The 22,773-nt window shown below is 58.1% G+C and carries 11 protein-coding genes; all 11 read right to left on the reverse strand.

Going from position 1 to position 22,773, the window contains the following annotated elements; genetic code table 11:
• Nucleotides 1-141: 141 nt before the first annotated feature.
• Nucleotides 142-3,018, reverse strand: coding sequence for an autotransporter outer membrane beta-barrel domain-containing protein (locus QK296_RS25025; RefSeq protein ID WP_282391648.1), 2,877 nt, complete (start codon nt 3,016-3,018; stop codon nt 142-144).
• 190 nt (nt 3,019-3,208) lie between these two features.
• A complete protein-coding gene (locus QK296_RS25030; protein WP_157255543.1) occupies nt 3,209-3,781 on the reverse strand; it encodes a hypothetical protein in 573 nt (190 codons plus the stop codon).
• 32 nt (nt 3,782-3,813) lie between these two features.
• Nucleotides 3,814-6,384 (reverse strand): fimbrial biogenesis usher protein, encoded by a 2,571-nt coding sequence (locus QK296_RS25035; RefSeq protein ID WP_282391651.1) that lies wholly within the window; start codon nt 6,382-6,384, stop codon nt 3,814-3,816.
• 30 nt (nt 6,385-6,414) lie between these two features.
• Nucleotides 6,415-7,128: a fimbria/pilus chaperone family protein gene (locus QK296_RS25040; RefSeq protein ID WP_282391653.1), complete on the reverse strand. Its 714-nt coding sequence runs from the start codon at nt 7,126-7,128 to the stop codon at nt 6,415-6,417.
• A gap of 152 nt (nt 7,129-7,280) precedes the next feature.
• A complete protein-coding gene (locus QK296_RS25045; protein ID WP_282391655.1) occupies nt 7,281-7,919 on the reverse strand; it encodes a DUF1120 domain-containing protein in 639 nt (212 codons plus the stop codon).
• Between the two features lie 220 nt (nt 7,920-8,139).
• Nucleotides 8,140-11,772 carry a transporter substrate-binding domain-containing protein gene (locus QK296_RS25050; protein ID WP_282391657.1) on the reverse strand — a complete coding sequence of 1,211 codons (3,633 nt, stop codon included), beginning with the start codon at nt 11,770-11,772 and terminating at the stop codon, nt 8,140-8,142.
• Nucleotides 11,772-12,398: a response regulator transcription factor gene (locus tag QK296_RS25055; RefSeq protein WP_057710110.1), complete on the reverse strand. Its 627-nt coding sequence runs from the start codon at nt 12,396-12,398 to the stop codon at nt 11,772-11,774. The genes QK296_RS25050 and QK296_RS25055 overlap by 1 nt, the downstream gene beginning before the upstream one ends.
• 160 nt (nt 12,399-12,558) lie before the next feature.
• A complete protein-coding gene (locus QK296_RS25060) occupies nt 12,559-13,749 on the reverse strand; it encodes an EAL domain-containing response regulator (RefSeq protein ID WP_078468076.1) in 1,191 nt (396 codons plus the stop codon).
• Nucleotides 13,750-14,012: 263 nt separating this feature from the next.
• Nucleotides 14,013-19,175 (reverse strand): DUF6543 domain-containing protein, encoded by a 5,163-nt coding sequence (locus QK296_RS25065; RefSeq protein WP_282391669.1) that lies wholly within the window; start codon nt 19,173-19,175, stop codon nt 14,013-14,015.
• A gap of 85 nt (nt 19,176-19,260) precedes the next feature.
• Nucleotides 19,261-21,285: a M3 family metallopeptidase gene (locus tag QK296_RS25070; protein ID WP_282391671.1), complete on the reverse strand. Its 2,025-nt coding sequence runs from the start codon at nt 21,283-21,285 to the stop codon at nt 19,261-19,263.
• Nucleotides 21,286-21,464: 179 nt separating this feature from the next.
• The gene (locus QK296_RS25075; RefSeq protein ID WP_094775343.1) at nt 21,465-22,715 is read right to left on the reverse strand and encodes an MFS transporter; all 1,251 of its coding nucleotides are present in this window, start codon (nt 22,713-22,715) and stop codon (nt 21,465-21,467) included.
• Between the last annotated feature and the right edge of the window lie 58 nt (nt 22,716-22,773).

The following is a 22,773-nucleotide window of genomic DNA, read 5'->3' on the forward strand; positions in this document are numbered from 1 at the left end:
CGCCCCGGTAAACAACCGGTACAAATGCCTTAGTTTTTGTATGAAATTTCCCAAGGGCTGGTTCATGCAAAAAGGAGCGGAACTAAAAATTCCGGGCAAAAAAAACCCAGCAAACGCTGGGCAAAGGAGGGAAGTCAGAAATTACCAGGTATAGCGATAGCCAAGTGTCACGCCCCATGGCTGTTCAATGTCATTGCCCTTGGCGAACTCCGTATCGAGGGAGAGCTTGCTGCGCTCGCTGACTTGCACGATTGCGCCAAAACCCAACTCGACCCGGTTGCCCGGCAACTCGGACTTGAGCTTGTAGCCATTGACCCGTACATGGCTGTCACCGGCATGTTCGGCGATATAGGACGCCTTGACATACGGTTGGGCCTGCATGCCATTGCTCAGCGCCAAGTTGCGACCGAACAACGAGCCGACGCGGCTTTGCAGCGAGTCCATAGCCGCCGATTCGACCCGCAAGCCGTTGCTCGCGGTGTAACGCGCGCCCGTGGTGCGGGTGGCACTGAGTTCAACCTGCGGCTCGACGAACCAGCCATCCTTGAGTTTGATGTGCTTGCCTACCTCCACATCCATGCCATAACCGTTAGCGCTGTAAGACCCTTTGACCGCGTTGCCCAGGTTGGTTGGCAGCTTGAGGTCATTGTCGAAACGGCTGTACTTGATAACGCTGTCGACGTACACGCCATTGTCGTTCAGGTAAGTGGCATAGGCCCCCAGCATCCGGCTGTCGATCTGCCCGGATGCGCCCTCGCCAAAGTTCAGCTCGGACTTGGCCGTACCGAACATGCCGCCGACATATACCTTGCCACTGGCCAGGCCGATCGCCTTGTCCGCGCCGATCTCGATCCCGCTGTTGTTCTGGCTAAAGGCCCGACTGGAGTGCTCGGCAACGTTGTAGCGACTGCCGATGGCCCGGGTCCAGACACCGCCTTCGTCCTTGCCCAGACGCAGCTCACCCAAGCGTTTGACCAGGGTGTTCATCTGAGCATTCCACAAGGTGGCAGCAGCGGTCTGCGAGGCAATCGCAGCGTTGGCACCCGCAGAGAGATGCGCTGGCGCCGGGTTCAATGGAGTGACGGGGGGATCAATCGGACTGACCGGATTCACTGGGGGATCAACGGGGTCAACCGGAGGATCAACGGGCGTGACACCTGCGGTGTTGACCAGGTACCAGTCGTCCGCCTGCTGCTCAAGGGTGTAGCGGAAGGCGCCGGCGTCCACATGCCCGCCATACAGGTTGAAGCCCCCCGCGCCACCATTGCCATCCACCAGCATCAGCTTACCGTTGGCCGCCGCCGGTTCATGGCCGGAGTCTTCCACCACCAGGGTGTGGGCGCCTTCGATCGAACCGCCAACCGTAATCAGGTCGCCCTGCTCGCTGGCAAGGTCGGTGCTCATCATGAAGGTGCCGCTACCGGTGAGGTTGCCATCAATGGCCAACACACTGCGCGAAGGATTGCTGAAACGCACCGCCCCTTGATCAAGATTCAACTGCCCGATCTGCGAACTGCCCGTCATGTCCCAGGTGCTTTGATTGACTGTCAGCACATTCAAACCATGGGCCGTGCCAGACAGGTGGGATCCCTCCTCCAGCAGCAATTGTGCGTTGTGCGCGTTGGCCTGGACGGTGCCGCTCAGGCTCGATTGGCTGGCCTTGACCAGTACATCTTCACTGTCGATCACGCGACCATCGGCGAGGGTACGTTGATCCACCGCCAACAGAGTGTCCGCGCGCAGCGTCGAGCCACTTAGATCGATCTGCGCACTGCCGCCCTGGACGCTGATGGCGCGGCCATTGGCGACGTCAAGCTGGGTGTTGTTCACCTCGAATGTATTACTGACGCCAGCACTGGCCAGCGATTGCAGGCCCATGCTGTCGGCTCCTGCGGCCTGGATGTTCAGGCTGTCGAGGCGCAAGGTCCCACCGTTGTTGGCCTGGGCCGCCCGCGCGCCATTGCCACTGAGGGTGATCGACGAATCGGCAGCCTCGATGGTCGAGCCGGAATAGGCCGCCAGGCCGATTGCCGTCTGGTCGCTGCTCAGGTCGATGTTCTCAAGAGTGATGAGTGAACGATCGCTGGCAAAAGCTCCGACACTGTTGGCCCCGACCTGTAGCGACAAATGGCGCGCCTCCATGGACGACACGTTGCCAGCATACAGGCCATAGGCCTGGTTGCCCTGGGTGCGCACGCTGCCACCGTCGATGCTGGCTTTGCCGCCCAACTGGGTAAAGACGCCGATGGCGCCATCACCCTGGGTGTCGATGCTGAGGTTGTTTGCCAGCAGTTGACTGTCTGCATCCGGCACCCAGACGCCAAAGGCGTTCGCGCCGCGGGTAGAAATTCGAGTGTCATCCAGGGTCGCGATGGCGTTGCGATTGACGTTGACCCCAATAGCGTTGTCGCCCGTGGTGAGGATGTCACTGTCGGTAAGATTAGCCCGCGCCCGTTGACCGGCGTCGGCACCCTGCAGATACAGCCCGTGAGCATTGTCGCCAGAGGTCTGGAAACGACTGCTGCTGGCACTGAGCAGGCTGGCACCCGCCAAATCAGCCGCCGAGGAGAACCGCCCCTGGGTCTCCAGGCTTACGCCGATAACCTGCACCTGTGCGCCCTGCCTCAGGTTCAAGGCAAAGGCGCTCTCGCCGACCGTGCTCACCTGCGTTTGGTCCAACATGCCCGTCTGATTCACGCCGGAAAAACTAAAACCATGGCTAGCCTCACCCAGGGTCGATACCCGTGAATCACTGACCTGCACAGAACTGTGGGTACCCGTCAGCAGCACCCCATGGCTGAACTGCCCATTGGCGGTAATGACGCTGTCACGGATGTTGATCGGGAAATCATTCCCGCCATCACGCACACCGGGCAAGTTGTTCCCGCTCACGGTGATGGTCGCGCCATCCAGTACCAGGCCAGGCGCGGCTATGGCATGCGCGCTCCCCATGCCCATGACTTCCAGCGCCACGCCCCCTACAACACAGACCAGGCGATACTTCGGTTTAGCAGGCATAAAACACATCCCTTATTTTTTTAAGCTCGCACGAACCCGCATCGCAATACTTGGATTGCAACGCTCGTTCAGACTTTTGCCCTTCTTCTTAGAAACAAGGATTAGCCCCGAAGGCTGTTCCTCACGCTTGAAACCACCGCATCAGTTCCTGGTGCTTATTCGCCGTGAAACCGAGCGGTCTGTACTCCGCTCAGTAGGTCCTTACCTGAAAGGAAAGATTGGCCTCCAGGGTCTTGGCGTCGCGGGTACGCAATTCGGCGACCGGCACTATCGGCTGGACGTCCACCTGCACCGATAACACCGAACCCGTCGCCGGCACACCACCGCTCACCGGAATGATCATGTCCCCCGGCACCACGTTGACTACCGAGCTGTAGGCACCGGCCACCGCACCAGGCGACTTGACCTGGGCCAGGTCAACGCTGCGCCCATCGAGCAAGGCGTTGCTCAAGGCCACGCGAGTCTGCCCCTGCTTGGCGAACTTGAAGTTCGCTCCAAGCTGCTCGCCGTGCAGCACCAACAGCAACTTCGAGGGCTGTGGGCAGCTGGCGTTGAGGCTGATGACCCGATTGCCCAGGTTGTGCTGGTTGCCGGCATTCAAGGCAGCATTGGCGTTGGGCGCTATGACCTGCCCGAAATCCATCTGCGACTGGCTCAGGTTGATCTTGCAGTCATCGGCCAAAGCCTGCCCGCTCATTGCCGCCCCCCCCATCAGCAGTACACCGAGAGAGAGTGCTTTAAGGCCCAACATAGACGTTTTCATAAGCGTTCCTCGCCCCGACACGGGGTCGACCATCAGCCGGCCGCGCACGTGGCGTTGGCTGTTTCAAAATAGACGTTCAGATCCGGCTCTTGCGCAAGGCTGAACTCAAGCGCGCAGGACGTGCTATCGGTGGTGTGAATGTTCAGGGCCTCACTCAACTGCCCGTTGGTCAAGAACACCTGGCCGTCATCCACCACGGTGGTGACGAAATGGCCCTTGGCATCGAACACGGCCAGGCCTTTGCCCATCGGTTTGCCGCTGACATCGACCACCCGCAACAAGGCCCGACGTGATTTGACCACCGAAAAGTCGAGCTTCTGTACCGAACCACGGCCGGCCGAAACCGACTTGAAACCGTTCTGGATATCAACGTTGCGCGGCAGACTCTTGGTCTCGATTTCCACCCGGGTGTTCTGGTAGGCATTGAGTTGCGGGATCACTGCATTGCCCCACGGGTCGGTCCATACTGGGCCACTTGGCGTGGTCAATTTGACGCCGCCAACATCGCCGACCTTGGCCACGCCGAAGGTATCGGTCAACGCGTAGGGCGACAGCGTCACGCCGTTTTCATGCAACGCCATGCCGCCACGCAATTGGCCGCTATAGCTGGTGCTGTCGGCACCATTGTGCGCGTAACCCAGGTTGACCTGTGCATAACGTGGCTTCAGGTTGACGTTGCCGGAGAAGTCCTGTTGTTTGCGCTCGGTGTCACGCTCCGCGCTCAGACGATAGGTCGCAAAATCATTGCTATTGTCATCGTAGGTGGTACCAAAACGGGTACTGCCATCGCGTTTGTTAGCGTACGCCCGCACATTGCGCTTGCCACCCAGGGGCACACTGACGGTGAGGTACATGGCATTACCGTCGTCGCTGGAAAAGCGTCGCCCGCTGAAAAGCGCCTCCTCACGATTGCCACCCAGAGAGCGCTCGACGTTCAGGCTGACCGTCGCCTGCTTGAAGGTCTTCGTCCAGGACGCATTCAGGTGCCGGGTGTTTTGCCCGTCGAACGTGGTGCCGGTGGAGTAACTGGCGGTCAATCCCCCCAGGACATCATCGTTCCAGCCCAGGGACATACCGTACTGCTCACGGGTAAGCCCTTCGAGATAACCTGGGGTGTGTTTACGCGCAGTGTCGAGCAGATCGCGATAACCCGCAGTCTGCCGGGTGGCATTGACGCCCGCACTGATCCTCGGAGTCAGGCTGGTGTTCAGCGAGATACTCGCCTGGGCGCCGCTCTTGCCTTCCTGACCAGCGTTGGCAAACGTGTTCTGCACATTCAACGAAGTAGTGGGGGTCAGGCTCGAATCCAGCGTCCAGGCCGCGGCCCGGTAGTCGTTGTCGCTGAGCATAAGGCCCGTGGACACTTTATTGTTCTGGTTCAACAGCCAACCACCCGAGCCAGTGACGACCATCGGCGACTGCATGTCTCGGGCATCGAAGGTACGTACCTTACCGGCAGCCACTGAGTAGCCTGGCTCGCTGAGCGCAACCTGGGCCAGCGACGCTGCGGCAATAGTAAAGCTGCGCTGGGAGCCATCCGCTTCGATCACCCGCACGTCCAGGTCTGTACGGCCGTTCAACAGCTGGACATTCGGCAGTTTGAACGGGCCGGCAGGTACCAGGCTGGTATGAATCAGCGCACCGGCCTGGCGCACCTCTACCCGCGCCGCACTCTGGGCAATGCCCTCGACAGTCGCACCGCCCAGCCCGCGCCCTTGCAATGCTGCCTCGGGGATAACCTGCACACCGGTGATTGCCGCGCCCTGGAATACCGAGTTGCGGATGTTGATCTGCCCCGCCTGCAGTGTGGATTTGAGCGGTACGAAGGTTTTTTGCGCATAGGTATAAAGCGACTGGAACCGGCTGACGTCGTTCTGCATCGAGTACGCCTGACGGCTGCGCACGATCCAGTCACCGGCGTTGAAACCCAGTTCGGTATTGGTCGCGTAATAGCTGCTCTGCCCACCTGAGAACTGGTTGTTCTGCCCCAGCACTTCATAGTTGAACAGCCCGGCGCTACCGCCGCCTTGATAAATGCCCAGGTCTTCGCTGGCCGGGCGAAGGGCCTCCCCGCTGACCAGCAAGGCGACTTCTTCGCGGTTCGGGCGCAGTTGCACTTCGGTCTGTGGGTAGGCTGCGGCAAAGTCGTAGCAGCCATCCGTCGACGCTTGATCATTGTTCAACCGAAACTTGTCCGCGGGAACCCGCAGGTTGGCCTGGTCCAGCAGCGCCCGGTCGAAACACAAAGAGCCCTGCGCATCGAACTGCGCTTCCACGCTGCCGCGATTGCTGCCGTTGACCTGCAAACCCACCCGGCGGCGCCCCTCGGAAAATCGGGGTGCCTGGCTGAAGTACTCCGCCACCTTCGGATCGAGGCTGCGGCTTTTCAGCATGTCCAGATCAAAGGACGCCAGGGCCGGCGCATCCTGGAGTGCCGTGCCGCGGGTTGCGACAGGCGAGGCGGCGTTGACCATCTGCATGTCACAGGCGATCAGGCCGGCGATCATCGCCAGCAAGGGCTTGACCCGCCAGGCTGGCATCGGCAAAGGGAGTTCGCGCGTATTCCCTGGAGGGGAATACACCATCGTTGGTTGAGCAATCATGGGCACACCACTTGGAGAGTTGGGACGGGATCAGTGCTTCTTCAGTGGGGCGTCAAAAGGCTGGGTGGCGAAGCCGTAGAGGGTGACCGGATAGAGGCGCACCGAGGCATCAGCCCCCAAGGTGGTGCCTGCAGGCAACTCGAAGTGATGAGTCTTGCCCGGCAGGATGTAGCTGGTGGGCAGCTCCAGCGTGAGGTTGGCCGGCATGACGTTGAACGCCTGGTTAAGCCGCACCACGTACCGGCTGTCATTCTTCACCGTCAGATCACGGCCAGTGAGGCTCCATTCCAGCAAGGTCCAGGGATCGGTCTTGGTCGGCAAATCGGCCGGGCTGATCAGCACGGGCAGATCCTGACGTACCGTCACACCAATTTTCGCTTGAGCGTTGGGGTCTTTTTGCGGGATGCCTTCAAACGTTACCCGCTTAAGCCGCTGGGTGGTGATAGGGCGTTGCGATTGAACGATAAACCGCACCAGTTGCTTTTCACCGGCCTCAACCCGCGCAACGGGTGGGCTCACCACCAGAAGGCTTTCTTTATCCTCCGGCACATTTTCCAGTGAGGTGTACAACAGTGCCGCTTGGTTATCGGTATTGGTCACATTCATGGTGCCTTCACCTTCAGCGACATTAACCAACACCACGGAAGTCTCTGGAAGCATACCGGCGGCCTGGGACGTCGGACTAAGAAAAACCATCAACAGAATAGAAAGCGCCAGCAAGATTAATTTATTTAAAATATTCATATCGAACACTCCTCGTTAACACTAAAAAACAAACCAACATACAAACTTCAAAAAAAGCATGCAAAGCTTCGCCCTGCATGCAAAACACACATAAAAAATAACCACTTTAAATATTGCGCACGATGAACGTGCGCAATAGCGACCCCTGACAGTTACAAGTAGCGGACGGTCATGGTAGCCAAGCCATCCAGAGTAATAGAGTTGCTCATATCCAGAGTGCTTGTAGGGGAGATACTAGGGGCCACCTCAAAGGTCCCCGTGTAAATTGAGTAGGCTGCCGGGATCAACGTGCCAGGCGCGGCATAGGCCTGAATAATGTTACTCGCATTATTTTGAAGACCTGTTACGGTCGCGACCCATGGAGCAGCGCCAGTGCGGGCAATAAGGTCCACTGCCGCTCCGTCACCTGTGGCACCACTGCCAGGTCGCTGGGCAAGGGTGTAACGCCCAATGCTGGCGGTACCTTGCAGGCCAAGGCCAAAGGCATTAGGCCCCCCACCAGCTGCGCTGGTGACTCGACTATCCTGCCAGGACGTACCAATAGCGATAGGGGCATCGCAGGTGATGGTATACGACATGGTGCGGACTTGAAGAGGCGTTGCAACAGTAGGACTAAGCGATGCAGTAGGGATGACGCCGTAGTCGATAACACCACCACCTGCAAAGTTTGGAGTGCATGCAGTTGGCGCGATAGTACCAATGACTCGCAACTCAGCCGTGTCCACAGCAAATGCACTATTAGCACTGACCGCCAACAATGAACCCAACAGCAATTTTCTAGAAAAGCTCATCAATACCACCTATAAATAAACTTGCATCCAAAGAAAAGGTTATTGAGGTCAAGGTTGATTGTGCTTTACCTTATACCCGTTCACCTGCAACTAGGATAAATAGGTGGCCGTAGTCGAAACAGTGACAGCTGCCCAAGACCGTGTAGGGATTTTCCTACAAACCCGATCCTCCCCATGTAAGGTCTGGAGACTGTACCTTTCGGCTGCTGCCGGACAGCCCTCACGCGTTTAATGAGTACTGTTTCAAAGATAGTGCTAACTTGGACATCTCCAGTTCTAACCCGGCAACCGCCTGAGCCAGCACCTGCTCATTGTCCTTCGCTTCACACACCGCTTCGACTTGCTCACACGCGGCGATCAGCTTTCTTGCTTTGACGATACGTGCGCCGCCTTTGATCTTATGCGCCAGGTTCGACAGCCCTTGCCAGTCCTGCCCAGCCCCCTCCTCCGATAACCGGGCCATATCCTGCTCATTGCTGATGGCCAGATCATTGAGCAACTCGCGTAGCGCCGCGTGATCGCCGCGTACCAGTTTGTCCAGGGAGGAAAAGTCGATGTCGTCAGACTGTGAAGGTGCTTGCTGCTCTGCCGGCAACTCCACGTCGCCGCCCTCGAAGCTGTCCAGGCGTTTCTTCAGCGACTCCAGGCTGATCGGTTTGAACAGGCAGTCGTCCATCCCCGCCTCCAGGCAACGGGCCTTTTCATCCGGTTGCGCGTTGGCGGTAAAACCGATGATCAGGCAGCGCTCCAACCCTTGCTCCGCTTCGCCGGCGCGAATGGCACGAGACAACGCGTAGCCGTCCAGGATGGGCATGTTGCAGTCGGTGATGACGACATCGAAACGCTGCTTGCGCCAGGCACGCAACCCATGAGCACCGTCCTGGGCCTCCGCCATTTCATGGCCCAGGTAGCTCAACTGCTTGGACAGCAGCAGACGATTGGCCGGGTAGTCGTCGACCACCAATATCTTCAGGCGCCGCTGGCTTGGCTCAAGCGTGTCGCCCTCTTCAATCGGCGCTGGCTCGAGTACGGGCACTTGCAGCAACACTTCAACCTGTGTGCCCTGTCCCAGCACACTGTTCAAGTGCAGCTGGCCCCCCATCATTTCGCAGAGTGTGCGGCTGATAACCAGCCCCAGGCCCGAGCCACTGCGACCCGACTGATTATTGTTGCTGGCCTGGGTGAAGGGTGAGAACAGACGTTGCTGATCTTCGTCAGAGATGCCCTGGCCGCTGTCCTCCACCCGCACGCGGACCGACAATGGTTCGCCCGGTGTATCCGCCAGCACTTCGACCAGCAGGCGAACCTCGCCCTCAGTGGTGAACTTGATCGCGTTACTGAGCAGGTTGGAAATGACTTGCTTGAAACGCAGCGGATCGATCGACACGTCACAATCGGCGCGGTCATCCAGCACCAGTTCCAGCTTCAGGTGTTTTTGCTGCGCCAAACCTTCGAAGATCCGCGCCACTGACCTGACCAACTCGCTGAGATTGGCCCGGCCAGGGGTCAACGACAGCTTGCCGGACTCGATCCGGGAGATGTCGAGAATGTCGCCGATCAGGTCGAGCAGACCGTGAGCAGCCCCCGACGCAACTTCGATCGCGAACCGGTCGAGCACACCCTGCTCGGATTTTTTCAGGGCCAGTTCAAGCATGCCGATCACCGCATTGAGCGGTGTGCGGATTTCATGGCTCATGGTCGCCAGGAACGTGGTCTTGGCCCGATTGGCTTTTTGGACCATTTCCAGCAACTGCTCGCGCTCGCTGATATCCATCCAGCCGGCAATCATGCCGCTGACGGCGCCCTCACTGTCTCTGTACGGCAGCATCCAATGATAGATCGTCAACCTGCGGCCATCCGGTAGCACTAGCGCGCGATCCTGGACTTTTGACACGCCGTCACGCAGTACCTGCAAATAATCAGCGTAATAAGTTGCAGCTTCCGTGCTGTCGACAAATGCGTTTTCAGTGATGCGCTTACCCAGCACGTCCTCACTGCTCAAGCCTAAGGCCTCAAGATAACTGGAGTTACAGATCACTATGCGTCCTTCGAGATCACGCACATAGATCGGATGCGGTGTGCCGTCGATCAGCACCCGCTTGAACTCCAACTGATTATTGAGCGCCCGCTCGGCCACTTCGCGACGGTGGATCAAGCGACGCAGGTAGGCGATCCAGGCAATCGCCACTAACAGCAATACACCGGCAGTAAGGAAGCCCTGGATGATCACGCCACGATTGCGCAGCCAGAAGTTGTCATCCACCACCACTTCACTGCGCCAGCGACTGGTGATCTCGGCCATCTCCTCCGGCGAGATGCTCAGCAGCGCTTTTTCCAGAATGGCGTACAACTCCAGCTCGCCGCGATGGGTGGCGAAGGCGAACCGGGCGGGGTCGATACCCACAGTGCTGGTGACCTGCAGGCGGTCCCGGTACTGGCGCGAAATCATGTAGCGGGCACTGAGCAACGAGTTGGCGCCCGCATCGACTTCATTGTTGGCAACCATCGCCATGACCTGGGCGGCGTTGTCCGCATAGACAATTTGAACCCGCGGATAGCGGCTGGCGATGAAGTCGGTGAGAAACATACCGCGAATGATCGCCAGCCGCTTGCCAGCCATATCGCCAAGGGTCGCCGGGCTATTGGGCCCGACACGGCTGATCAAGACGTAAGGCGTCGAAAGATACGGCCTTGTGAAGCGCATCAACCCTTCCCGCTCGGCACTCGGGGTCAAGGCCGCCAGCATGTCGACCTTCCCGGCATGCAGGGTGTCGATCTGCCGGGCCATGGAAGTACCGCGCACCACATCGAACTTCAAGCCGGTACGCAGGCTGACCTTGGCCAACACATCGGCGCTGACGCCGCGAAGCGCCCCTTTTTTATCGAAAAAAGACAGCGGCAGAAAGTTTTCCATCGCTGCAACGCTCACTCGTGGATGATCCTCCAACCAGCGCTGTTCCTTGGGGGTCAGGTGCAGCCGATTCTGCCCCGGGATATTCATCTCGGAGGCCCGCCAGCGCCGCAGGATGGTCATGCGCTCTTCAATGGGGATCGCCGCGATGGCGGCGTTCACGATGCCCAGTAGTCGAGTGTTGGCGGCAGATAAGGCAAACGCAAAACGGCTACCTTCCAGCCGTGCAAAGTCGGTGAGCTTGACGTTATTCAGGTAGTCCATGCTGATCAGGTAATTGGCGCTGATCGCGTCGCCCAGGTAAGCGTCTGCCCTGCCGAAGGCAACTGCCCCAATTGCACTCAAGGTCGAAGGATAAAGTTGCAGCTCAGCATCGGGGTAGGCACGGCTGACCGCCTGCGGTGACAGGTAGTGGTACAGCATGGCGACCTTTTTTCCAGCCAGGTCTGGGGTAAACGAAGCACCGGCATCGTTACGAGCCACGATCATCGGCTGATCATCAGCATAAGCAACCGACATCACCAGTTCCGAATCGACCGCTTCAAACCCATTGGCGGTCCCCAACAGATCGACCTCACCCTCCTTCAACGCACGGATCACATCCGCTCTGGACGGATATCGGCGCACCTGTACCTGGATATGCAGCAGTTGAGCCAGCAGCCCTGCGTAATCGGCGGTGAGCCCTTCATAGTCATGGCCATTGCCAGTCAGATCGAAAGGCGGGTAATCCGGCACCGAAACCCCGAGGTACAGGGTGCCTTTTTTGCGCAACCAGCCCCAGTCCGCCTCAGCCAACCCTACCTGGTGCTCGCCCAGCGCAGAGCGCCCCAGCAATTCCAGCGTCTCCACCCTGGGCTGTTCATCGGCAAGGGCTTGTTGGGCGCCCCCGAAAACCAGCAGCACCCCAAGCAGGCACAGGCACAGCCGTCGAGAATACTTCATCAGATCAGATTATTTCGTTTAGCCAGGTCCGCCAGGTGCACCAAGGAGCTCAGGTTGAGCTTCTCGACTATTCGGGCTTTATACGTACTGATGGTCTTGTTGCTCAGAATCATCTGTTCACCGATCTGCTTGTTACTCAAGCCCTTGGCAAGCAGTTGCAAGATTGATAGTTCTCTATCAGAAAGGCTTTGTATCAACGCCTGCTCCGAGGCATCGACGTCCTTCCTGCGCACCGAGTTCATGGTCAGGTCGGGAAAGAAGGTAAAGCCGGACTTGATGGCATTAATGGCTTTCGCCAGTTCGTCCAGGTCTTCCGCCTTTGAAACGTAGCCGGCCGCCCCTGCCCGCATGCAACGCATGGAAAAAAATACGGCAGACAGCGACGTCAGCACCAGCACCTTCACCGGCAGCTTCAAATCCGAGATTCGATTCAGGGCAATCAGGCCATCCACCCCCGGCATGGTGATATCCAGCACGATGAGGTTTGGCTGATGTTCACGAGTCAGCCGGACCGCATCGGCCCCGTTGTCGGCCTCCGCCACAATCTCGTACTGCTCTTGCTTCAAAATCATTCTTACGGCGGAACGAATGAACGGATGATCGTCCACAATCATGGCTTTGAGCATAAGAGCCTCTAAAAAGATGACGAAACTAAAAACGGAAGAGATAACCGCGCTTTACCAAAACACCCGGTAACAGTTTATGCCTGACTTTCAGCATATTCGATGCATGGCAAAGTTGCCTGAGATTTGTTTTCCCAGGCTCAAACGCTCGCCAGGCGCCGTCCTAGCCCGCAACGAAAGGCGCCTGCAACCACGTCAGCAGCTCATGGGACGACATTGGCTTGGCGTAGTAGAAACCTTGACCCTGTTCACACCCCATCTTGATCAGTGCGTGGCTCTCCTGCTGCTTGCTGACCCCTTCGATCACCAGCGTCATGTTCAGCGCGCGCGCCAGCGCCAGGGTGCTGGCAATCAGCGCTTTGCTACGCGGCTCATGAATGCTGCGGACAAACTCCCCGTCCAGTTTGATTTCGGTGAAGGGCAACTGGCAGAGCAGTTTCAGCGAGGAAAAGCCGACGGCAAAGTCATCGATCGACAGCCCGCACCCCATCACACGCAAGCGCAGCAAACCTTCCTGGACCCGCGGTTGAATCTCAAGCAGGCCATTCTCTGCCAGCTCGAAGGTCAGGTTCGCCGCGGATATGCCATAACGTTCCAATGCCTGGCGAATATGGTCGATGAGCCCCATCTCGCGTAATTGCGAAGCATGCAAGTTGAACGACATCTCCAGGGCCCGACCATCGCGCCGTAAGATACTCAGCAGGCTCAGGCCCTGCTCTAGTAACTGTGTGAACATCACGTCGATCAAGTCGTAAGCCAGGACGGCCGCCAGGAAATCCCTGGGCAGCAGCAAACCCTTGGTTGGGTGCTGCCAACGCGCCAGGACCTCGACCCCGGACACCTGACCATCGGCCAGCACAAACTTGGGCTGGAAAAATGCCCGGAATTCGCCCAGGGCCAGGCCGCGGCGAATGTCTTCTTCGTTAGGTAGCGCCGTCGCCGGCGAAGGTATCGAGGCGGTGATCGGGCATTGACGCTGGTAACGCAGCAGGACTTTGTGCAGCGCTTTGGACTGGATCGGCGTGCTGAGGGTACCGAGCAGTTGCAGACCGGAAAATGAGGCCATCTGTTCGATCGCCCGACGCAACTGCGGTTGGAAATCGCAATAGAGAATCACCGACCGGACCATCAAGAGCTGGCCCGCACAGTTAAGGAAGTCCAGGCAGTCCATGCCCTTGTGCGCCAAGTCGCACAAGGCCACATCCACCGCGCCCTGCCTTTGCAGCAAGGCCAAAGCCTGCTCGCCAGTGCTCGCCTGCAAAATATTGAGAACACCCAGTTGCTGCAGCGCGACGACCATCGCGTTGCGCTGAGCGGAGTGCTTTTCCAAAACTAGAATACGCAGTGAGATCATTTTTCGTTCGCTACTTCCGCCGAGCCAGGAAATAGTAGTTTGAAAGATGACGACTCAATGATGAGCAGGGTTGGGGAGCAGATACCTGTAGGAAATTTCCCAAGCACGGTATGGCTGTTTACGGCGATTCAGGTCGCACGAGCGGCCAGCCCGATCAATGCCTACGGCACTGGGCATTGCCTGTCTCAGTTACCGATGCCACGGGGCGCACGTCCCGCTCCCGCTAAGATGCCCAGGGCAATCAGCTCTGGGAAAGAGCCCCACTATCTCTCTTTTCGACGTCCCAACAGTGCAATCAGGTAGGCGACGGAGTCGGCGTTGTTAAGTACCGTCAGGATGCGTTTAAGCGGATCGGTGCGGAAAACTCGCCGGGCATCGGCGAGGGTTTGGGTGCCGGTAACGGTGAGCAGCCTGTCGAGCACATGCTGTGTCGCCGTGCCCTGTGTAGGGTCTGTTTTGAGGCCGGTTGCAATATCGACAACCTGGAACAATTCATGGGTCGGGGTATTGAGCGACAGCCTTGAACGATGGCGGTTTTCCAGAGTTATTTTAGTGTTACGGCCCTCTGGGGTCTGGGGATCAATCAGGTCATCAAAGGGATGGGTGGAATGCACGTAAGCCAAGTCCAACGTCTCACATACATGATGAGTGATTTCGTGAATGAGGGTAGTCGCACGGGCATGGACGCTGACATAGAACGGTTTTATCAACAAATGACCGTATTTCAGACCTGGATTGAAAAACACCTCGGTCAAGTACACCAGTTGAAGGGGGTCAGGGACAATCGTAAAGGCCATCAACGTGTGCCCGCCCTGAAGAGCCGGCAACCGCGAACGGCCAATGACAAATCGCGTTGAGTCCGAGGAGGTCAGTGAGGGCTCCATCAACGCAGTGCAGACCGTATCGACGATCTCCTGAATTTTTTCAAGGTGTTCGACCTCGAGCGTCTGCAAGCCGAAAAACGCTTTGATCTGTTTAACGAGCTCAGGTGCAGCAAGGGGGGTTTGTGCGATCAGGCGCAAATTTTCCTGGGCGTTCTTTGCATAAAACGTCGCCAAGGCAAGTGCATCGGTGATAACCCAGGATTCCCGAGCGTAAAGCGCTCGTATCTCGCGCATCCCGCTGGCCAATACATTCATACTGGAGCGCGCAAATGGCTCGGAGTAGAAGCGATTAAGTAATCGTGCAAGTGTGCGTCGCCCCGTCATCACTGGGCCGGCGCTACTGAGCATCCACTGTTGTCGAGGGTTGAGCTGTACCTCAGGACCGACTTCGCCATCACCGATGATGCGCCAACCCTGGCCATGCTTGATGACTTGGAACACTTTCCCTGCCACCGCCGCGTAGTAATGGTTGGAGGTCGATCGGTAAAGGTTGAGTGAGGTGTCTTTGATCAGGTTGGCCAAGCTCGGTTCAAGGACTTCGAAACGCTGGAGCCGGGTGCGGGAAGCAGCGGTAATGTCCAGCGCGGGCCAGGACACCACAGAGGCCGCAGGTGTGGAAGGCGGCGGGATCGGCTCGGGTGCCGGGGGCATGCCGCCCTCTGATACGGGAGGCATGGAATCGCGCAAACCGACCAGCAAGGCAACCCCTCCAATGAAATGCCCCAGTGCCTCATGCCATTGGTGGCTTTGCAGCTCTTCGGAAGATACTTTGAACAGTTTGAAGCTCTGCCAGACCACCAAGGGGTAAGCCAGTTTTCCGGCAAAAAACACGATGGCCTGCTTCACTCCCTCAGAGAACACGGCCTTGGCCGTCTCCCAGGCGGTGCCTGCATCAGCGGTTTTTTGGCAGCCCAGCAGCGTTGTCAGCAGCTCGACATTGTCGGTATACAACTGGTTGAACAAGGGCGCGGTGATGGGGTTGGATGCCAGTTGGAGAGTGGTGTTGGCTTGGGGTTGCTCCAGTGCGCTGGTCAGTGCCGCGTGGTCAACGGCCGGGACCACCAGCCGAACCCAACGTTGTAAGGCACCAGAGGCTGTCAACTCGGCACGCAGTGCGGCCTCCACCGTGTATTCCTTAAGGGTGTAGCCTGGGCTATAGGGGGCATAAAGGACTAGAGGCCCCTCGTCACCCGAGGTGGGACCGATCAGGTAAACCCCAGGGATCTTGATCGTCTTCCTCCCTCCATCAACCAGCAGTTGCAAAGGGCGGATCATCGCGTTGGCATCCACCACTGTCGCACGAGCGATCGCATCGGGCATGTCCATGATCTGTTGAATGAGCCCGAAGGCCGCCTCTGAAAGCTGGCCTTGCAACCTCATGCCATGCGCGTATTGCATCAGTTGCCACGGCAGTTGCTTGGCGAATCGCGTAGAGCGTTGCGCAAAGTCCGAGCTGGCAGAGCCCAATGCGGATTGGATGTACGTTTGATAAGCCGCGTTGATGTTCAGCGCCTGTGTCCGCGTTTTCAGCGTCTGCCCATCCAGGGTGTCAGGCAGCGGCGTTGTCCCGGTGCTGGCGACGAGGGGCACCTCATCCTTCCAATACGATTGATGACTCAAGGCATAGTCCAGCAGCGACTGATTGCGGGCAGGTGTACTGCCCTGCACCGGTAGCCCGACTTCGACGTCATCAGGTGCGACGCTGTCCTGAACATCAAGCGCCTTCAGTAAAGTGCGGAGTTTCTTGCGCGTGAACTGAGCCAGGGAGTCGATCCCGTGCAGGTAATCCTGATTGTCGGTGACATTGTTTCGATACTGCTCCAACAATTCGACATAGAGCTGTTGATCGACAGCACTGGCGTTGCCGAACCATTGCAAACCCTGTTGCAGGATCATGGCCCGGACCATGTCCATGGCACGCTGCACGTTGGTGGGCGCCAGGTTTTGTGTGGCTTGAACCTGCCACAGCTTACGCAACTGTTCGACCGACAGTTTCATGGACAGGATGTGCGTCAGCTCACGGTCTTTTTGTTGAGCATAGGTTCGTTGCAAGTGCTCGACGAGGTTATCCTCGATCAGTTCAAGGGAACTGAGCGCATAGCGCGGATGTGAATCCCAATCCGGTTGCGCCAGGTTCGCCAGGAAAGCCTGTCGTTCGTCCGGGATTGCCAGGCGTCGGTCCAGCTCTGCTTTGAAGTGACTCAATGAGTGGAAACTTTCCAGGCCCAACTCGGGTGTCCATAGCAGCGTGCGACCGCAATATTGAGGGTCAAGCCCACCGCGCTCGGTCAGCACGAAACAGTTATTGAGTACCAGCGGGGTACTCTGCCCAGCCGGTACGACCTGCAAAGAAAACGCATCAGGGCGGAACCCATTGACGCCAGTGCGTAAGTCTCTGGCGTAAATACCTAACACGGTCAAAAGCACTTCGTAGTCGAGAGGCAATAAAGCATTGTTCCAGAGCCTGACTTGCACTTCCCCTGTCAAGCCCATCTCCATTGCCTTTCTCAGCAAGGGTTGCATGTTGGGGGACACGCTGTGGGTTCTACACAGGTACTGTTTAAACCCACCGACTGCACTGTTGATCAACGTATTGAAGGCAGTGGCGTCCATGCCTGAGACCTTGGTGGCGGGTTTGCCAGGAGCAGTTGAATAGACGTGCGTGTTAAGCGGATCGATGAGTGGGCCCGCTTCGCCACATAAACGCGCCAGAAAATAGTCGACCATACTGCTCGATGAGAGCAGTTGAGGTTTGTCAGTGTCACTCGAAGGGTTGCTGTATTGGCGTACAGAGAGGCACGCGGCCTGCAAGTGTTGCTGCTTGATGGCGTGCAGTTTGGTATTAAGATAGGTGATAACGGAACGCTCCAGCGAGGGGCGAAACGATAGGTGTTGTTCGATTTCGGCGCTGACATTTTCGAGTAAATGCACAGTTGTGCGCATTGCAGCCAGCGTTGGTGGAATCCTGGGTTCAGTCACCGTCGCCGTCCAGGTCTCTGCCAACTGGGTACTCCAACGCCCCATGGGTTCGAAGGTCAGTAAGGTGGGGTCAATCATGCCACGCACATCCAGCACATGATCAACCAGGGCGTCGAGGTCCATCGTGCCCTGGCTAAGGCGATACTGATCAAGGGCGTATTCAAGATTGCGACCTTGTTTTTCGACAATGCCCTCCATGATGCGTTGGAAAATAACCCCGGTGATGGGGGCTTTGGTGACGTCGCAAGCCAGCAGGTCTACTTCGTCATAGCGTTCCGGCCTGGATAGATGTGATCTCCAGGCATCCGCATGCTGCCGCGGGTTGAGACCATCAAGCAGGTGGGTTTTGAGTGCTCCCAACTCGGTAAACGATTGCAGGCCCTGGTGGGGGGTATAGAGCAGCCAGGGCGAGCCATCGTCGCTTTTGTTACTGCTGATGATGAGTGTGCCTGCCAGCTCGGCCGGGGCCTGTTCAGGCTCACTCAGCAGTGCCTTTTCAACATCGATCGCAGGAGCAAGCGTTGTCGCGGGCTGCGCAGCCTTGAGCGGCAAGGCCTGTAGTTGCAGACGCTGCTCAACCGTAATCGTAGTTTGCTGTTGTTGCTCCAACGCCACCGTGAAAAAGGCATTGGCCATAGCATGGGTAAAAAGTTGTAGTCGTGAGAGCCCTGCGGCGGCCGGCAGCGCCCAAAATGTCTTGGGCTGTTGCTTCATATATACTTTCAAGCCCCGGGCCAATCCTTGGACTGATACGTCCCAACGCAACTGATCATCAGCTTCCCGAGTAGGCTGCTGGGGGTTGTAATAGCGCCGGGTCTCCCCGGCAGGCCAGTCATTGGCGACGAAATACCTGAGCACGGTTTCGCTCAAGGAGCGGGTGTTCGTATGTCGGGGCGTTGGCGTATCAGAGTTGCCTGATTTTCGGGATGCATCGATGACATAACTCTGCACTTGGATGTGGTGCTGATCGCCCCCCGTAAAAGACTGCGCCAACTCAGTGCAAATGTATTCATCCAGCAGCGAAGTGAAACTGGGCAGTTTGAGCAGCTCCTCGCGCATCAAACGGGCATTGTCGAGCAGGTTGTTGGAGAGGGTCGTATGTTGTGCTTCGAAGACAGCGCCGGCCACGGTGTGTGCGGTAATCGTCAGGGTCGCAGTGGGGGTTAGGGTTAGTTGCTGGGAGATGGAAAGGTAATCAAGCAACGCTTGGCGCTGCGACGCGTCTTTGAGCCACGAACCCAGTTGCGTCTTGAGTGCTTCATGGCTTTCCAGCTTTTCCAGACCACGCGCTGGCGTATAGAGAATAACCCCACCTTCCGGGGCGGGGCTCATGACGAATGCACCTGCAAGTTCAATAGCCGGTTGACCGAGCACGTTCAGCTGCAGGGTCTGGACGTGCATCGGTGCTTTTTGTGCCTGGCGCAAAGCATCGGTGGCCAGGTAAACGGAATCGAACCAGTCAAGGTCCTTGAGGGTAAAGTTACGGGTGCGTTGGCGCTCGCTCAGTTGCGTGCGATCAGTTTGGGTTTCGCTGAAAAAATACGGTGGGGTGTCGGTGCTCATTGAATGCTCTCCATACCGGACTGGCTACTGAAGATCACTCTGGCGTTCCACGTTTCAGCTCAGGGGCTACATATGCACCAGCGCTTCATACCCCGGTGGAATGCCCGACACATCCCGCGCCGTCCCCCCGGAAAAGCGCAAGTGCGCTCAACAGAGTAACGGTATCGCCCTCAGTGATGAACGCGTCCCGGAAGGCTTTCCCGGTCTGCGGGTTGAACAGGCCATCACGCTCAAACCGCTCAAACGCCTGGCGGGCCAGAACGCCGGACCACGTGTAGGAATACAGTTTGGCGCCATAGCTACCCATCGGTTGTTCGAAACTGTTGATCGGACGAGCGCCATCAGGCCACTGCAAATGCCCGACTTCAACATTGGCGTCGGTGAATACTTCATGCGGTGTGCGCCCGTCGCCATAGGTGCGGTGCAACTCGAAGTCAACGAGGCCCGTGAGCAAAATACTGGCGGTTTCCTGACTGGTCTGGGTATGAGCAAATCGGCTCATTTGCGTCGCCATTTTGTCAGGCAAGGGATCTCCCGTCTGCACATGCCCGGATAGATAGATCAGGAACGACGGCGTAAGGCAGAACTGCTCCAGCACTAGGCCGAAGAACTCCGTCGTATCGTGGCTTAATTGGCCCATGCCCGAAATCGCCCGGTAGGGGGCGGCGGACAACAGATGCTGCAGGCAGTGTCCGAACTCATGCAATAGGACCCTCAATTGCAGGTGATCCAGCAAGCAAGGCTGGGCCGCCGTAGGTCGTGGCAACTGGCCGCGCAGCACGGCTATGGGCCGTTGTGGGCGCCCCTCGGCAGTCATTCGGTGATTGCGCAAGCCCATGGCGGCGCCAATTTCGCCGCCCGCCACGCGGCGATAAGGGTCAATAAACAAATGTCCAATCGGCTGCGCGTACTCCCTGAGTTCAAATACCCGCACATCCGGGTGCCAGGTATCGACCGTGGCTTGTTCAATCAGCTCAACGCCGAACAGCGTTTGGGTGAACGAGCACAAGCGTTGCAGCACTGTCTCCAACGGGAAGTAGAGGCGCACTGCGTCCTGGGAGACACCCGCCACGTCCTGGCGAATTTTTTCCGCGAAAAAGTCGTAATCCCACGGTTCTAGCGCATCGACTCCCCGTTGCGCGGCATAGCGTTGCAGTTGTTGTGCATCATGGGCAAATGTCGTGCGTGCCTGATCAATCTGTTGATGCACACAGGCAGTGACCTCATCGGTCGTCTCCGCCATTTGTTCCACCAGCGCCAGCTCGGCGAAGTTGGCATAGCCCAGCAATTGTGCTTTCTGGTGACGACTGTCGAGCAACACGGTCAGAACCGGTTCATTGTCAGTGGCAATGGCGTCAGGCCCCGTGCCCACCGCACGGCTGTAGTAAGCCAGCATCATTTCCTGGCGCAAGGCTCTATGGTCGGCGTAGCTCATCACCTCCTGAAAGGATTGCTTCGAAAGGGTTAATAACCATCCATCCAGGCCCGCGTCCCGAGCCGCGACCTCCAGGCGTGCCAGGGCTGCGTCAGGCAGTCCGCTCAGCAGCGCCTTGTCTTGAATGTGCTTACGCCATGCGTCACTGGAGTCGCTCACACGACGCAGGAACTCCTGACTGAATTCATCGATTTGCAGGTTCAACGCTTTCAGCCGTCGCTGCTTTTCAGGAGAAAGATCAAGGCCAGCCAAGTGGTACTTGCGCAATATTTTACGCAACGCGCTGTGGCGTTGTTCATTGAAAAGGGTCGCGATCGGGCTGTCGGCAAGTTGTCGGTGCAGTTGATACAGGTCGTTGTTCCCGGCCAACTCAACCCTGTACTGCATGGCCAGCTCATAACTGCGGTGTGATGCCAGCGTCCATGCAGGCCCTTGGGGGTGGGAGTCAAGCAGCTCGATGATTTTGAGAACGCCATCCAGGCGAGCCTCCAACGCCTCCACTGCTTGCACCAGGTCGTCCCAGGTGGGGAATGGCGTCTGGCTGGCAATGATCGTGGCGGTGGTGTTGCGACTTTCAGTGATGATCTGCTCAATGGCGGGTACCAAGTGTTCTGCTCGGATGGCAGAGAACGGTGGCAGGTCGTAGGGCAGTAACAGTGGATTGCTTTCAGGCATGAAGTCACTCTTCAAAGGTAGCTGTCGAAGCAGCCAGCCTAGGGAGTGAATCATCGTTGGATGGGATAGATAGGTATGGGTAATAGTCTGGTCGGCAGGCTAACTCAATCAACATCAAACCTTGAGCCCCCGCCTTTGCGGGGGCTCTAGAGAAGGTCGAGGCGGTTTGAAAATACGAATCAAAGGTGCAACGCGGGCTTGGACTCGCGAACGCCATGCACAGAAGGGACCCGAACACGCAGCGCAATCAGCACCGCAGCCAGCAGCATCAGCACCGCTGCCGCGATGAATACGCCCGCGCTGCCACCGAGGCTGAACACTGCACCGCCAGCGGCGGCGCCCGTGGCGATGGCGGACTGCACAGAGGCCACCACCATCCCCCCGGCGCTTTCCGCCTGATCAGGTACCGCGCTGGCGACCCAGTTCGACCACGCCACCGGCACACCGCCAAAGGCCAAGCCCCAGATTGCCAGCAGTACCGCCTGCCCCGGCAACGAGGGCGGCAACAGCACCAACGCCAGTGCTGCAACCCCGACCAGCACAGGCATTAACACCAGAGTGGCCAGCGGGTGACGCTCCAGCAACTTGCCGGCCAACAGTGTGCCGACGAAGTTCGCCACCCCGAAGCCCAGCAACATCAGCGACAGCCCTTGCGGGCCGATGCCGGTAGTGCCTTCAAGGAATGGCCGAACGTAGGTGAACATCGCGAAGTGGCCGCTGTGCACCAGCACACAACCGAACATCCCCATGGCGATGCCCGGGCGCTGCAACACGTCCAAAACCGTGCGCAGACGTGCCGGCCGGCGCGGCGCGAGGCGCGGCAACGTCAATGACTGAAACGCCAGGGTCACCATGCCGACCGCCGCCGCTGCAAAGAACGCACTGCGCCAGCCGTACAGCCCGCCCAGATAGCTGCCCAGCGGTACTGCAACGACCGTCCCGATGGCAATACCGCTGAAAATAATCGAAAGAGCCCGAGGCAACAGCGCACTTGGCACCAAGCGCATCGCCACCGCCGCAGCCATGCTCCAGAACCCGCCAAGGGCAATCCCCAGCAAGATGCGCATCAACAGCAGCACCGCGAAGCTGGAAGAAACGGCGACCAAAAGATTGGAGGCAACCATCAACGTGGAAAACCCCAACAACACCCAACGTCGGTCGATGCTGCGGGTCAGGCCTGGCACCAACAAACCGGCGAACAGCGCTACCACTGCTGTCACCGTTACCGCCTGGCCAGCCAGTGCTTCGGACACGCCCAGATCAGTCGCCATCAGTGTTAACAAACTGGCCGGAAGGTACTCCGCGGTCAGTAATCCGAACACGCCCATTGCCAGCGAGAAGACGGCCATCCACGCGGGGACCGCAGGCTCTGCATCCGAGAAGGCGTCGGGATGGCGGTTGGATACGGCATTACACACACAGTCAGTCATTACAGGGATCTCCCAATCATCATGGCGACCCGCAGTCTAGGCGCGCGAACCTGGATGA

Origin of the sequence: Pseudomonas sp. AL10, assembly GCF_029960685.1 — a bacterium.
Taxonomy (GTDB): domain Bacteria; phylum Pseudomonadota; class Gammaproteobacteria; order Pseudomonadales; family Pseudomonadaceae; genus Aquipseudomonas; species Aquipseudomonas lactis.

Bases quoted from the DNA above. Each gene is read 5' to 3' on its own strand.
- QK296_RS25025 (WP_282391648.1), bottom strand. From the start codon at position 3,018: ATGCCTGCTAAACCGAAGTATCGCCTGGTCTGTGTTGTAGGGGGCGTG.
- QK296_RS25030 (WP_157255543.1), bottom strand. From the start codon at position 3,781: ATGAAAACGTCTATGTTGGGCCTTAAAGCACTCTCTCTCGGTGTACTG.
- QK296_RS25035 (WP_282391651.1), bottom strand. From the start codon at position 6,384: ATGATTGCTCAACCAACGATGGTGTATTCCCCTCCAGGGAATACGCGC.
- QK296_RS25040 (WP_282391653.1), bottom strand. From the start codon at position 7,128: ATGAATATTTTAAATAAATTAATCTTGCTGGCGCTTTCTATTCTGTTG.
- QK296_RS25045 (WP_282391655.1), bottom strand. From the start codon at position 7,919: ATGAGCTTTTCTAGAAAATTGCTGTTGGGTTCATTGTTGGCGGTCAGT.
- QK296_RS25050 (WP_282391657.1), bottom strand. From the start codon at position 11,772: ATGAAGTATTCTCGACGGCTGTGCCTGTGCCTGCTTGGGGTGCTGCTG.
- QK296_RS25055 (WP_057710110.1), bottom strand. From the start codon at position 12,398: ATGCTCAAAGCCATGATTGTGGACGATCATCCGTTCATTCGTTCCGCC.
- QK296_RS25060 (WP_078468076.1), bottom strand. From the start codon at position 13,749: ATGATCTCACTGCGTATTCTAGTTTTGGAAAAGCACTCCGCTCAGCGC.
- QK296_RS25065 (WP_282391669.1), bottom strand. From the start codon at position 19,175: ATGAGCACCGACACCCCACCGTATTTTTTCAGCGAAACCCAAACTGAT.
- QK296_RS25070 (WP_282391671.1), bottom strand. From the start codon at position 21,285: ATGCCTGAAAGCAATCCACTGTTACTGCCCTACGACCTGCCACCGTTC.
- QK296_RS25075 (WP_094775343.1), bottom strand. From the start codon at position 22,715: ATGACTGACTGTGTGTGTAATGCCGTATCCAACCGCCATCCCGACGCC.